Origin of the sequence: Streptomyces sp. NRRL F-5122, from assembly GCF_001507435.1 — a bacterium.
GTDB lineage: Bacteria > Actinomycetota > Actinomycetes > Streptomycetales > Streptomycetaceae > Streptomyces > Streptomyces lannensis.
The window spans coordinates 1-13,479 of the sequence record NZ_LMWH01000312.1 but is presented as its reverse complement, the minus strand read 5'-3'; the positions used below and the strand labels follow the sequence as shown (position 1 = coordinate 13,479).

Annotated in this window: 12 protein-coding genes and 1 pseudogene; 4 read left to right on the top strand and 9 right to left on the bottom strand. The window is 67.2% G+C overall.

Annotated features, from left to right (window positions below; translation table 11 throughout):
• The coding region (locus ADL25_RS45335; protein WP_199839332.1) for a TetR family transcriptional regulator C-terminal domain-containing protein at positions 1-331 on the top strand (331 nt) is incomplete at its 5' end.
• A gap of 1,359 nt (positions 332-1,690) precedes the next feature.
• Here the strand turns inward: ADL25_RS45335 and ADL25_RS47815 are convergent.
• Positions 1,691-2,068, bottom strand: coding sequence for a toxin Doc (locus ADL25_RS47815; RefSeq protein ID WP_079051070.1), 378 nt, complete (start codon positions 2,066-2,068; stop codon positions 1,691-1,693).
• The gene (locus tag ADL25_RS45330; protein ID WP_059133840.1) at positions 2,068-2,307 is read right to left on the bottom strand and encodes a hypothetical protein; all 240 of its coding nucleotides are present in this window, start codon (positions 2,305-2,307) and stop codon (positions 2,068-2,070) included. The genes ADL25_RS47815 and ADL25_RS45330 overlap by 1 nt, the downstream gene beginning before the upstream one ends.
• A 338-nt stretch (positions 2,308-2,645) precedes the next feature.
• On the opposite strand from ADL25_RS45330, the gene ADL25_RS50175 reads away from it, so the two are divergent.
• Positions 2,646-2,948 carry a hypothetical protein gene (locus ADL25_RS50175; protein ID WP_059133839.1) on the top strand — a complete coding sequence of 101 codons (303 nt, stop codon included), beginning with the start codon at positions 2,646-2,648 and terminating at the stop codon, positions 2,946-2,948.
• 140 nt (positions 2,949-3,088) lie between these two features.
• A pseudogene (locus ADL25_RS45320) lies at positions 3,089-3,441 on the top strand (IS110 family transposase); the annotation flags it as partial.
• A 229-nt stretch (positions 3,442-3,670) separates the two neighbouring features.
• On the opposite strand, the gene ADL25_RS45315 reads toward ADL25_RS45320, so the two are convergent.
• The 6 genes from ADL25_RS45315 to ADL25_RS45285 all read right to left on the bottom strand — a co-directional run bounded on the left by ADL25_RS45315 (position 3,671) and on the right by ADL25_RS45285 (position 10,222).
• Entirely contained in the window at positions 3,671-4,441 is a 771-nt protein-coding gene (locus tag ADL25_RS45315; protein ID WP_059133837.1) for an IS5/IS1182 family transposase, read from the bottom strand.
• Positions 4,442-4,990: 549 nt separating this feature from the next.
• Positions 4,991-6,346 carry an MFS transporter gene (locus ADL25_RS45305; protein ID WP_059133835.1) on the bottom strand — a complete coding sequence of 452 codons (1,356 nt, stop codon included), beginning with the start codon at positions 6,344-6,346 and terminating at the stop codon, positions 4,991-4,993.
• A gap of 39 nt (positions 6,347-6,385) precedes the next feature.
• Complete coding sequence (locus ADL25_RS45300; protein ID WP_059133834.1) at positions 6,386-7,306, bottom strand: amidohydrolase family protein; 921 nt, start codon at positions 7,304-7,306, stop codon at positions 6,386-6,388.
• Complete coding sequence (gene ligK, locus ADL25_RS45295; protein WP_059133833.1) at positions 7,303-8,007, bottom strand: 4-carboxy-4-hydroxy-2-oxoadipate aldolase/oxaloacetate decarboxylase; 705 nt, start codon at positions 8,005-8,007, stop codon at positions 7,303-7,305. Before ligK ends, ADL25_RS45300 begins: the two co-directional genes overlap by 4 nt.
• 20 nt (positions 8,008-8,027) lie before the next feature.
• On the bottom strand, positions 8,028-9,053 hold the full coding sequence (locus ADL25_RS45290) for an amidohydrolase family protein (RefSeq protein ID WP_059133832.1): 1,026 nt from the start codon (positions 9,051-9,053) through the stop codon (positions 8,028-8,030).
• Positions 9,050-10,222 (bottom strand): 4-oxalomesaconate tautomerase, encoded by a 1,173-nt coding sequence (locus tag ADL25_RS45285; protein WP_059133831.1) that lies wholly within the window; start codon positions 10,220-10,222, stop codon positions 9,050-9,052. The genes ADL25_RS45290 and ADL25_RS45285 overlap by 4 nt, the downstream gene beginning before the upstream one ends.
• Before the next feature lie 110 nt (positions 10,223-10,332).
• On the opposite strand from ADL25_RS45285, the gene ADL25_RS45280 reads away from it, so the two are divergent.
• On the top strand, positions 10,333-11,067 hold the full coding sequence (locus tag ADL25_RS45280; protein WP_059133830.1) for a GntR family transcriptional regulator: 735 nt from the start codon (positions 10,333-10,335) through the stop codon (positions 11,065-11,067).
• 1,776 nt (positions 11,068-12,843) lie between these two features.
• Here ADL25_RS45280 and ADL25_RS45275 read toward each other — a convergent pair.
• Positions 12,844-13,248 (bottom strand): hypothetical protein, encoded by a 405-nt coding sequence (locus ADL25_RS45275; RefSeq protein WP_063805882.1) that lies wholly within the window; start codon positions 13,246-13,248, stop codon positions 12,844-12,846.
• Positions 13,249-13,479: the final 231 nt, after the last annotated feature.

Sequence of the window (13,479 nt, the reverse complement as noted above, 5' to 3'; positions counted from 1 at the left end):
CTACATCGGCTACGAGCACGTCTACCAGGAAGGCTGCAGCCTCGGCTCCCTGGCGAGCGAGATCGTCAAGACGGACCTCGACGTCCACGACCAGCTCGCAAATGCGTTCGACCAGTGGAGGGACACCTTCCGCGAGGGAATCGAGCGCATGCAGCAACTCGGCCGCATCAGCGCCGAGGCAGACCCCGCACGGCTGGCCAACCTGCTCCTTGCCGCCTTCCAGGGCGGCACACTCCTTGCCCAGGTTGCACGGAACGTCACTCCGCTGAAAGATGCGCTGCAGACAGCCATCGACTACCTGCAGACCTTCGCAACGTCCCAAGCGTCATAGCCCCGCACGCTGGCAGTGGCGTGCACGAGACCGAGGGCATCCCGACCGTGAGAGCGTCCGCCGTGAGCATGGACGGCTCCTCGCGCGATAGGGCGGGCGAGGGCGACGCAGGGTCGCCGGCTGACCAGGACCAGCCATCGGCCCCGGTGGGACGAACGGCATTGCCTCGCTACTCCTGCGGCTGCTCGTGGCGGCGGAGGTCACCACGGCCGGTGAGGGACGTCTTTCTGCCGAATGGGCACTTCGCCATGCGGCAGCTGTGCAGGTGGGAGACCTCGTGGACTTGTCGCACGGGCATTGATGGCGCCAAGCGCGCTCCAGTGGATGCATCCACACGGCCCAGTTGCGTGCACGGGCAAAGGGCTCGTCGGCGATAGCAACCACAACGGTGTGACCCACCGTGCCGTACTCCGGACGCACGTCAGCAACCCAAGGAACCGCAGGTACTCCTTGGGTGTGGTCGGCCACACACCCAGTGCAACTCCGACAGACAGGCCGGCCGTGACGGTCCTGCCGTTCGCGTGCTCGACAACGATGCTGAGCCGGTGGCTGCCCTCGCCCAAGGCCAGCAACAGGGCGGCGAGCACGGCCCACGGCCGATGCCGTGACGACGTCGCCGATGGTCCGGGCGGCCTGCTGCTCAGACATGGGCGGCCTGCAACGCCATCGCGTTCAACCCGGTTCGCGGAACGGATTACGGCGCGACGTGGGGCCCGGCTGCCGCATTCCGTCGCGTATCATGACTGTCCGTCGTCAACCCCTGATCAGCCGTTGATCGTGCGGAGGTAGGCCAGCGGCGCTGGTATCCCTCCGCACGGGCGAGTCCGACACGGTGAACAGGGACGTCAGGAGTGAGAGCGAGGACTGTCGCCGCAGCGTGGCTTTGTCGCTTTCCGGTCTGCAACACAGGTCTCTTGACCCGCCACGCTTGTCTGTCGCGCGTTTCGCTGGTCCCAAGGCTCCCGCCTCTGTGTCCGATGCCCAACAGGCGGGGGAGAGGGGCCAATGGCCCGCCGAATATCGGCGATGGAGGAGTTCGCCACCGCCCACGAGGCCGCGGCGGGTGCCACCCGGTGGCAGACCGAGGCGCTGGCCACCCTGTTCAACACGGGGGGCGCGTACGCCGCACCGTTGTCCTGCACCCCATCGACGAGATGTAACCCCGCGTCGCCCGGCTTCCGAAGGGAAGATGCGCCGTTCGTCAGCCGTGCCGCGCTAGTGTCGGCCGTCGGTCGCGCAGCCCCGTCACCACGTGCGAAGCTGCATGTCGTGTGTCGCGCCGCAGGTCGGTGTCGCCGCGGTGGGCGTGTGCGGGACCTTGCTGGCGATGACCGCGACGCTGCTCGCCACGAAGCGGCGTCAGATCCGCCAGGAACGCAACACCTCAGCGACGGCATAGATACGCAAGCGACTATCCCGAACCTTCCGCACGAGATCGGACACAGCACCGTAAGGCGGATCGATCCCCTCGCCTGACTGGTCCATGTACTGAGCAGTCACAAAAGCAGCAAAAAGACTATTTCGATATGGAAGCGGCTCAAGATTCACGATCGTATGCAAAAGAGCAGCGGCCCGCCATGCAGCATCCGGATCGGACGCTTCAAGCGTCGGCATCTTGGTCTTGTGGCGCGCGGTGGCCGCCACCAGTGCCGAGTAGTCAGCCACTGTCATGTCCTCGCGCCCGAGGGCCGCCTCCTGGACATCGAGCAGCCAGGCGACATCGATATACAGAGCCATCAGGCAGCCGCAGCCCCGTCGCCACGCTGAGAGGGAGGAATCTCCTCAGGGAACGCCTCGTCGAACTCGCCGCGAAGCCTGTCGGCCCAGACAGCGGCGCCGGCGACGAACCGCTTGCGATGCATCTCGCGCACGCCGAGATCATGCAGGTACTGCTTCAGACTCTTGCCCTCAGCAGCAGCGGCGGCACGCACGCCTTCCATTTCGTCATCGGAGAAGGACACGTTCAGTGATGGCATCCCTCAATGGTACCTACTTGGTACCAGTGTCGCCAGCCTTGGCTACGTTCAAGGCATGTGGCCCGGGGACACCCAGATTCAGAAGCGTGTCGAAGAGAACCTCCCCATGCGGCGACGAGCACGGCCACTCGAACCGGGCTGACTCACCGCCCAGCACCGCTTCTACTTCGCGTCGAACGCCGTCTGACACGACACACACTGACGCGACCAACCTTCACTGCACCGCGGCCCACGAACGTACGCGCCAGTAGTCGCTGCCGCGCTCTCTCCGCCCGCTCCCAGTACACGGAACACGGCCCGCACAGGAGCCCTTACGGCCCCTGCCGCACTCCTCGCAGGTGCGACGCGCCCCCGTCGTCGGTCGCATCAGCGCCGAGGGGGATCCCACACAACTGGCCACGCTGCTCCTTGCGGCCCTCCAGGGCGGCACCCTCGTCGCCCAGGTCGCACGGGACATCGCCACGCTGAAGGATGCGCTGCAGACCGCCATCAACTACGCGCAGACCTTCGCGACGTCTCCCGACGCCGGCGTCTTCGCACCGCTGGCTAGCGCAGGCGGGCACGAGGCCGGAGAGCATCTCGATCGTGAGAGCGCCGGTGAGGGTGACGGCGGTGGGCAGGGGCGACTCCTCGCACGATAAGGGGCAGACCGCAGCGGCGCGAGGCATCGGTGCCGCCAGGACCGGCCGCCCCGGCGGGGCGGCCGGCGTCGCCTCGCCACTCCTGCCACCGTTCGTGGCGGCCGAGGCCGCCCCTACAGGGCGACCACCACGGCCTCGCGGTGGCCGCCGACGGCACGACACTGTTGTCGCGGAGGGCCACCAATGACGAGCCCGAGCTGCTGAAGCTGATCGGCGACGTCCTGGACCTGGCCGACGGCCGTCAGGTCAGCTGGGTTGACATGACCGGCGGCGAGCCCGCGCTGCTGCTGGCCCTGCTGGTCAACCCACAGCGGGAGGTCCTCTACATGCCCGGCCGCCTGGTGAACCGGGCCTCCGACGGCTACCGCGGCGAGGGCAAGACCAGGGCAAGACCGACGCCCGAGACCCCTACGTCATCGCCGACCAGGCCAGGATGTGTCGCGACCTGCGGCCCAGCCGCCCCGGCGACGAAGCCGCTATCGAGCTCAAACTGCGGTTTGATGCGATTTCCTTCGCTGGCAGCAGGTGGCCAGCGCCTGGATGGCGCTGGTATGCCACCGATGGGCTGATCGCAGACGCTGGCCCAAAGCAGGCAGCTCATGGGTGGTTCCCGTCACAATTGCTGCTAAATCAGGGAGGTTCGTTGAGCAGCTTGATTTGCCGAGCAGTGTCGAATGGCGAGTGCGTGAACGCTCGATGCTTTGCACGTCACTGAGGCGTTTTCAACCTCCGGTTGAGCTGGCGTGATGGAGGGTGAGTATTGCTTGGACGATGCCTGTGATGCGGGTGGTCGAGCAGCGAAGTTTGCGGAGGAGCCGCCAGGTCTTGAGGGCGGCGATGGCTGGTTCGACCAGAGCACGGAGCTTGGCCTGAGATCGGTTCACGGCCTGCTGACCGGTGGATAGCGCCTCCCATCGGCCACGGATCGGCACCCGGACTGTGCCGCGGGCGCCCTGGTAGCCCTTGTCTGCCCAGCAGGGGATGTGGGCCTGTTCGAGGGCATCGATGATGCCGTGTTCGCGGGCTGCGCGGATGTCGTGGACGGCCCCTGGCAGTGCGGGCGAGGCCCATAGGAGCCGACCGAACGGATCGGCGATGACCTGCACGTTCACGCCGTGCTTCTTGTGCTTTCCTGAGTAGTAGGGCCGGTCGGCCGCGATCCGATCGATCGGCAGAAGTGTCCCGTCGAGCAAGACGTACGCTTTCGCCGAGGCAGCCCGGACAGCCTCGTTGAGGGTCGGGGCGAGTGCGGCCAGCAGGTCGACGGCCTCGCTGATGTAGCGGTAGACCGTACTCGTCCCGACCTCGAAACCTGCTGCGAGCTGGGCGTACGTGGTCCCGTTACGCAGATGAGCCAGCACCAGCAAGGCTTGACGTCCGGTCGAGAGCCGGCGCCAACGGCTCCCGATCCGACGACGGTGTTCACGCAGACGAGCAGCGAGGAAGGACATGGACCGACTGGACACGTCTAGTCCGCACGGGTAGACAAGCACGCGAAGCCTCTGAGGGATACCGGGTGATCTTGGTCGTGAACCCGCCTACCAGGGGCTTCACCCTTGTGTCGAACCAACCAATGACCTTCAGCGGTAAGTTGGCAGAGCGCCAGTGCGGGTGAAGCGCCGATAGGATCACAGCATGTCCTCCCCGAGAGCCCGCCACTACGTGCTGACGACACTGCTGGTCGTGGCACTGGTTGCCTTCGGCTACTACGCTCTGCAGCCCGTACGGGAAACTTGCACGCTTACCTCCGGACCGTATGGCTCCACCTTCAGCTCAAGCAGCGTGAAAGTCTCCGGCAACGGCCGGTGCGGTGAAGACCGCACGCGCTTCATGACCTGGTTCAAGGGGTAGACGCAGCCAACGAGCTGAGCCCGCGGCGACTTCACGATGTTGATGCCAGACGCTGAGTGGGCGAGTGGTGGCCCCCGTCCAGGCCCGCTGTGGCAGTTGAAGGTGACCGGCTACTCGATGCGAGCAGTGCGAGGCGGGTTCAGCGATCAGGTTGGAAAAGGCTCACTTGCGTATTGGCCGTACACCGGCACTCAGGCGCTGACCGGATCCTTCGGCCGGGCCAGCGTCAACACGGTCTGCTTCGTTCTGGGGCCGAAGACAGCCAAGATGACGGCGCCGAACAGCCAGGTGCCAGCGATGAAGAAAAAGACGCTCTTGTAGCCCGAGCCGTTGTACAAGCCAGCGATGACCAGTGGTCCCACGGCGTTGGAGAGTCGGCCAAGGCCGTACGAGACGCCAGTACCGAGTGACCTGCCGTGGGTGTCGAACAGCTCGGGTGAGTACGCGTACCCGAGCGCCGTATAGCCGCGCTCGAACAGGTTCACCAGGAACCCAAAGACGATGATCAGGGCCGGGTTGAACGTCAGCCCGTACAGCAGGCCGCACACGGCGATGATCGCGCCGAAGGCCACCAGGCACCACTTGCGCTCGAACCGGTCGGTGACGAGGGCAGCGATGTACGAGCCGAGCGGCGCGCCCGCTGTGCTGAGTGCCACGTAGAAGACGGACTTCTCGACGCTGAAGCCCTCTTTCGCGAGCAGTGTCGGAGCCCAGCTGGAATAGCCGAAGAATCCGATGGTCTGGGTGACCCAGACCACGGTGAGCAGCAGGGTAGGCAGGAGGTATTTCTTCTGGAATAGGATGCGCAGCGGCGCCTTCTTCAGGACTGGCGGGTCCAAGGGAGGCGCTGGCAACGGGAGCGGGCCCTTCTCCGCGGTGATCTGCGTTTCGAGTTCCGTCAGGATTGCGTCGGCCTTGGCGTGCTCGCCCCTGCTTTCGTACCAGCGGGGAGATTCTTTGAGGTGTCGCGCGAAGAAGAGGTAGACGATGCCGAGTGCGCCCCACAGGTACACAAACCGCCATGACCAGTCGTTGATCGGGACGAGGGCGCTCGCGACGAAATTGGTGACAGGTGTGCCGCAGATGCCGATGACGATCGCGTACGCCTGGAATTTTCCGCGCAGCGCGGAGGGGAAGAGTTCGCTGACGTAGATCACGGCGACGACGGTCATCGCGGAGAGGCCCGTGGAGGTCAGCGCCCGGAAGACGCCGAGGGAGACGATGTCCCAGGAGAATGCCGAGGCTAGCGAGAAGACGCTGAAGAACACGGTGGTGAGGTTGAGCGCCGTCCTGCGGCCCCACCTGTCGGCCATCCAGCTCGCGACGACGGACCCGAGGAACATACAGACGAACGACAGCGAGGTGACGTACGCCACCTGGTTCACGGTGACGCCCCAGAGCTTGATCAGCCGGGGTGCCGTCACCGCGAAACTGTTGATGTCCGCGAATTCGAAGAAGTAGGCGAAGGCCACCGCCATCAGGGTTATCTTGTGGAATCTGGAGATCGGTAGCCGGTCGAGCCGGTTCTTCGCGTTGGAGTGCAGCATGGGGAGCCCCTTTTTCGTCGTTGTGGGTGCGGAAGGGGCTCAGGCGTTTTCGCCGGGCCAGTAGAGCCGCATCGGATTGTCAACCAGCAGCTTCTGCCGCATCGCGGCGGTTACGGCCACCCGGGGCACGTAGTCGACCAGCAGTCCGTCGTCCGGCATGTGGTCCGTGAGGTTCGGGTGCGGCCAGTCGGTGCCCCACAGGACGGAATCCGGGAATTCCTCGACGACCTTCCTGCCGAAGGGCACCACGTCGGAGTACGGCTCGCGCTCCTCGTCGAGGGCGGGGCGGCCCGTGACGGTGAGCCGCTCGGGGCAGGTCACCTTGACCCATACGCCGCTGCGCTCCACGAACCGCAGGAACCGCGTGAAGTCGGGCCCGTCCACAGGCTTCGTCACGTCGGGGCGACCCATGTGGTCCACGACAAGCGGGGTGGGCAGCGCGGTGAAGAAGCCTTCGAGGTCGGCGAGGTCCTCGCCCTCGAAGTAGATGACCACATGCCAGCCGAGCGGCGCGATGCGCTCGGCGATCGCCGCGAGATCCTCCTTGGGCGCGGCGTTGACCAGGCGTTTCAGGAAGTTGAACCGCACTCCGCGCACACCGGCCGCGTTCAGCTCCGCCAGCTCGGCGTCGGTGATGTCGGGCCGTACGGTCGCGATGCCGCGCGCCCGGCCGCCGGACGCCCGTACGGCGTCGACCATGGCGCTGTTGTCGGCGCCGTGGCAGGTGGCCTGCACGATGACGTTGCGGCTGACGCCGAGGTGGTCGCGGAGCGTGAACAGCTCGTCCTTGCCCGCGTCGCAGGGCGTGTACTTGCGCTCCGGTGCATAGGGGAACTCCGCGCCCGGCCCGAATACGTGACAGTGCGCGTCGACGGTGCCCTCGGGCAGGGTGAAGGCCGGGGCGGACGGATTCCGGTACCAGTCGAGCCACCCGGGCGTCTTGATGAACGGTCCGCTCATGCCTGTTCTCCCTGCTTGCCGCCGACGTAGCGCAGTCCTGCGGCCCGCAGGGGCTCGCGCATACCGTACATGTCGAGGCCGAGCTCGCCTGCAGCGAACCGCTCCCGCTTGCCGTCCTCGTTCTCCTCCCGCTTGCGGCCGGCGGCCGCGACCTCGGCGGCCTGTTCGGCCGGCACGACAACGACGCCGTCAGCGTCGGCAGCGACGACGTCCCCTGGGCGCACCAACGCGCCCGCACAGACGACGGGGATGTTGACGGAGCCGAGGGTTGCCTTGACGGTGCCCTTCGCGTTGACCGCGCGGCTGAAGACGGGGAAGTCCATCTTCTCCAGCGCGGCCACGTCCCGGCAGCCGCCGTCGATGACCAGGCCGACCGCGCCCTTGGCGCGGGCCGAGGTGGCGAGCAGCTCGCCGAAGAAGCCGTCCTCGTTCTCCGTGGTGCAGGCGGCCACGAGCACGTCGCCCGGTCCGATCTGCTCGACGGCGACGTGCAGCATCCAGTTGTCCCCGGGCTGGAGCAGCACGGTCACGGCGGTCCCGCAGAAGGCGGCGCCGTGGTAGACGGGCCGGATGTAGGGGCGCATCAGGCCGGTGCGGCCCATCGCCTCGTGGATGGTGCTGACGCCGAGCGGCGTGAGCGTCTCGACGTCAGTGCGGGAGGCGCGGCTGATGTCCTGGTGGACGACTCCCAGTTCGTACATGGTTCTGTGCTCCCTCTGCGTCAACGGCCCTGCTGCCTGAGCAGGGTGTCGAGATGCGGGTAGACGGCGCGGACGTTGTGTTCCTGGATCTCGGCCAGGGCCGTGGCGCTCAGTCCCGCGGACTCGATGTAGCGGCGGGTGTCGTCGAAGTGGTGGCCCGAGCAGGGGTCGATGTCCCGGACGGCGCCGATCATCTCGGAGGCGAAGAGAACGTTGCGGCGGGGCACGACCTCGAGCAGCAGGTTGATGCCGGGCTGGTGGTACACGCAGGTGTCGAAGAAGACGTTGCCGAGCACGTGCTCCTCCAGCTCTGGCTTCTTGAGCGCCATCGCGAGGCCGCGGAAGCGGCCCCAGTGGTAAGGGACGGCTCCGCCGCCGTGCGGGATCACCAGGCGCAGCGTGGGGAAGTCCTTGAACAGGTCGCCCTGGATGAGCTGCATGAAGACGGTCGTGTCGGCGTTGAGGTAGTGCGCGCCCGTGGTGTGGAAGGCCGGGTTGATGCTGGTGCTGACGTGCACCATCGCCGGGAGGTCGTACTCCACGAGCTTCTCGTACAGCGGGTACCAGGACCGGTCGGTCAGCGGCGGCGTCGTCCAGTGCCCCCCCGACGGGTCCGGGTTGAGGTTGACGGCGACCGCACCGTACTCCTTGACGCACCGTTCGAGCTCGGGCACCGAGGTGACCGGGTCGACGCCGGGTGACTGGGGGAGCATCGCGGCGGGCACGAAGCGCTCCGGGTAGAGGGTGGCGACGCGGGCGCACAGCTCGTTGCAGATAGCGGCCCAACGGGAGGAGGTGGTGAAGTCACCGATATGGTGGGCCATAAAGGAGGCGCGGGGCGAGAACAGCGTGACGTCGATGCCGCGCTCATCCATCATCCGCAGCTGGTTCCGCTCGATGCTCTCGCGGATGTCGTCGTCGCTGATGCGCAGGTCTGCGGCGTCCGGTACGGCCGAGGGGTCGGTGAGCCCGGCGATCTGCCGCTCCCGCCAGGCGCCGAGCGCGGGCGGTGCTGTGGTGTAGTGGCCGTGGCAGTCGAGGATCATCGCTGTTCCTTGTTGGGGACCATGGCGCCACCCGCCATGATCAGACGGGCAGTGCGCAGCAGCGCGGACTTGGTGACCCGCTGCGGGTCATCGGGGTCGAGGCCCAGCGCCACGCTGAACTCGCCGGACGGGTGCTCGACGGAGACCGTGACGTCGGCGTCCGGCGCCGCCTGAACACCGGCGATCGCGTGGGCGACGCTCCCTTCGAGCACGCAGGCGGTGGCCGCCGTGACGGCCGCGAGCACGCCGATCGACTCGTGGCACACGCGCGGGATGAAGCTGCGGGTGCTCAGGGTGCCGCCGTGCGCGGGCGGCGCGACGAGCGTCATCTTGGGGTAGTTCTTCGCGGTCACGTCCCCGAGGCCCATCAGCTTCCCGCAGGTCAGCCGAAGGTCCTCGACGCGGGCCTTGAGTTCGTCGTCGGTGTTGAGCTCCGCCGCGGTCTCGTAGCCGGTGCGGCCCAGGTCGGCGGCGGCCACGATCACCAGGGGCTGGCCGTTGTCGATGCAGGTCACGTCGACGGGGCCCACGTCCGCGACCTCGACGCGGTCCCGCACCTGCCCGGTGGGCAGCAGAGACGCGCAGACCGAGCCCGCGGTGTCGAGGAAGTTGATGGTGACGGGCGCCGCGGTGCCGGGGACGCCGTCGATCCTGGCGTCGCCCCCGTACGCGACGAAGCGGCGGCCGTCAGGGCCGAGCGGGGTCCTGATGGTGATCTCGGCGGTCAGCCCGGTGTTCAGTGTGAGCACGCGGGCCGTGGTCTCGTCGCCGGAGGGCGTGAGCAGCCCGGATTCGACGGCGAACGGGACGACGGCGGCGAGCATGTTGCCGCAGTTGGGCGTGGTGTCCACGAGGTCGCTGTCGGGCTGCAGCTGGCAGAACAGGAACTCCAGGTCGATGCCGGCTCGCGCACTGCGGTCCACGATCCCGGCCTTGCTGGTGAGCGGGTGTGCCCCGCCGAGCCCGTCGATCTGGCGAGGGTCGGGCGAGCCCATCACGCCCAGCAGGACCGCGTCACGGCCCGTGGTGTCGGTGGGCAGGTCGGCCGCGCGGAAGAAGGGGCCGCGCGAGGTGCCGCCGCGTAGGAACCAGCAGGGGATCGCCGTCTGCCCGCCCGGTGGCGGTGGCCGGGACACGTCCACGTGTTGGACCGTCGTGGGTTGCGTCATTTGCTCTCCCCTTCGCTGGTGCTGGCCGTCAACATAACCATCGACGAAATTGTTGACAATAGTTCCGACGAAATAGTCGTCGTGTCGAAGTGTGGATAGACTGCGATGACATGCGGCCCGGAGGACGGGCCCCGGAGCCGGGAGGACGACGCGTGGCGGACAACCGGGTGACCGGTCAGGAGGGGCGCCGCCTCGTGAGTACGGCGATCCGCCGGGCGCTCTCCGCAGGCGACCTCGTGCCGGGCCAGCGCCTCGTCGAGCAGGAGCTGTCTGAGAGCCTCCACGCGACCCGCAACTGCGTCCGCGAGGCGCTCCAGGACCTCGCGGCCGAGGGCCTAGTCGAGCTGGTGCCGCGCCGCGGCGCCCGCGTCCGCGTGGTCTCCGTCGAAGAAGCCATCCAGATCACCGAGTGCCGTGCCGCCCTTGAGGGCTTGTGCGCCCGCCGCGCCGCCCAGCACGCCTCGGCGGAGCAGCGCGAGGGTCTCCGCGAGATCGGCGCCCGCATGCGGGAGGCGGTCGCGGACGGCGACCTTAACACCTACTCCGCCCTCAACCGCGAACTCCACGCCCTCATCGCAGAGATGAGCGGCCAGAAGGTCGCGGGCGGGCTGCTCGACCGACTCAAGGGCCAGATGGTCCGCTACCAGTTCCGCCTCGCCCTGCGCCCGGGCCGCCCCGCCAAGTCGCTGCCGCAGCACCTCGCCATCATCGAGGCGATCGTCACCGGCGACGGACACGCCGCGGAGGCCGCAGCCCGCGCCCACCTCGACAGCGTCATCGAGGAGCTGCGAGCCACGCCCGTCACGGAGCCAACGAGGTCCGCAACTCACGCTGTCCGCGCCTGAACTGCCCCAAGGCAGCCCTCCCTTCCATGGGACGTCCCCGAGGCCCTGCCCGAGAAGAGCGAAGACTCATCCGGCGATACGTTCTCGCTTCAGCCGGCATGACAGTGGCGGGCGAAGCGAGAATTGTTCAGCGGCTCCAGTGGCGGAGCAGGAGCAACTGCCAGTTGAAGCGTCCGCGACGGAGGCGGGGAGAGGGCGCCCGCTGGGCCGGGTCGGGGGGCGGGCGACCGGCCTGAATAGCACGTACACGCAAACTCGCATGCTTGATGGTGACGCCTTCTCCGTCAAAGTCGTTCCGTAGCACGGGAGGCAGACACAACCATGTCGCTCATCGCGGAGTACCGCACCACAGCGCTGCCGGACCGCGGCATTGTGGAGATCTATGATGCCGACGACTACGAAGCTGACCGCGAGGCGGCTGTCAGGGCTCGCGCTGAGGTGGTCGCCGGCAACGGCTACCACGTGTACCTCCACACCCTGCAGCCCGACCTGGGCGTGGAGGTCGCCATCCGAGTATGGGACGGCCCTCAGGATCCTCCTCCAGGAGCTGAGGGCCACACCGGCATCTCTCTGGAGTCCGAAACTGACGACCTGGTCGTGAACCAGTTGACGCTCGGTCCGGCCGGTGTGACCAGGTGGCCCAGGCCCGGTGTCTACGTCGGTCACGCCTGGTGGACCGGACGACAGGCTGCGTCATACCGGGTTCCGTGCCCGCAAGACCACCCGATGAAGATTTGGACACAGCGTTGCCAGGTCATCGAATATCTTCGACCTGGCGTAAGACTCCCCATCAGACCGGCGCTATTGAACAGTCCTGGTGACCTCCTCGCCGTGTCGAGCCAGGGCGGCAGGGCGGCTACCGGTGCTCTGGAGTCGCCCCCTGCAGGAGAAGCCCCAGCGGAGACGCGCAGTCCCGACTGGGGCTTCTCCGTGCCTGTCCGGGTGCACTGTCGGTGTGGAGGCACGCGTCAGACACGGGAGCTCCGACAATGATCGCGCGTTGCCTTGCCCACGTGTGGAATGCAGGGCCCCGGGGTAGTCCTCGGTGATCCGGCGGGCGACCCAACTGCGCGACTCCTCCGCTTCCGGGTCCCAGGATGACAAGGAGAGCAGGATCGGGACGGGTGTGCCTGGGCGCGGCTCCTTCAGAAGTGCTTCGACGAGCAGCATGGCGCAGGTGGTCTTGCCGGACCCTCTCGGGCCGGTGACCACTAGGCGTTCGCCCGGCGACGCGCCCAGGAGTTCAGCACATGTTGTGACCGTGCCGGTTTGTCCGGGCAGGGGGCCGGATGTGACGGCCAGGGGGACAGGCAGCGGCGCCGGACGGTACAGGTCGCGCCCCCATCCCCGGCTGCCAGTTCGGCACCGTCAGCACCCCGATGATTTGCCTCTCGGCCCCCGCATACGCCGACACCACCGGTCCACCCTCGATCGACTGGCCGGCATCGATCGCGACAGCCTGCTTCTCCGGCGTCATCTCCAGCAGCACTTCAGCGACTGTCTGCCGCGTGATCCGGAGACGCTCTAGCCCCGCCCTGGCCAACTCCAGCTTCCCGACAGCTCGGCGACCTCGGCTTCCAGCTCCTCCCCCGGAGCCGGGCGGCTGCCTCGCGCGCTTCCAACTCCTCGAACAGCGAGGCCATCCGCTACCACCACGGTAGAGACGAGAAACTCCGAACACAGCCCCGCTGCCCGACGACTCAAAAGCTCAACCGTTTGCCGCTGAGGGTTGACCGGAAGCGCGGACGATCAGAACCAGCCGACCGTGCGGACAGCTCAGTCGGGCGAAGTTGCGCCGTGGTACTGGACCACCTCATCGAAGATGCTCCAGCCATCGATCTCTTCAGTCACGGGGTCGTCGGTACGCCAACCGCGTTTCAGGGCTACGTCGAGCAGGGCCCTGACAGTGCCCGGCTCGTGCAGGTTCAAGGTTCTGCCGAGCTCCGTGCCGACGGCTCTGGATGGCATGAGGTACCTGTACCCGTCAGCGACAAGCCTGTCGGAGCCTGCCTGGAAGACGATGCAGAGGTGCCCCCTCGCTTTGAACTGACGGATGACGAGGGTTTCGCAGCAGTCCTCGTATCGGCCGTTGCCCAGGGCACGGTGTGTGTGGCTCAAGGTCCAGAGGAAGTTCTCCCCATCGACCACGAGACGTCGTGCCCTCTTATCGCTGCGAGCCATCCGCCAATGCTAACGAGAGCCCTTTGACCAGCGCGTTCAATCTTCAGCGTCAGAGACACCCGCGCAGAGATCCCCAGCTCGGCCCCTCCTTTCAGAGGAACTGCACCCGATTTCTTCGCCATCGTCCGGAATCGAAGCCGCCACGCTTGCCGCGCCTCCGGTGGCGGGTCCGGACCACGTGTGGAGCCACCTGGAATTCCGAGGACAGATGCGGGACAGGTCGTTGAAGAG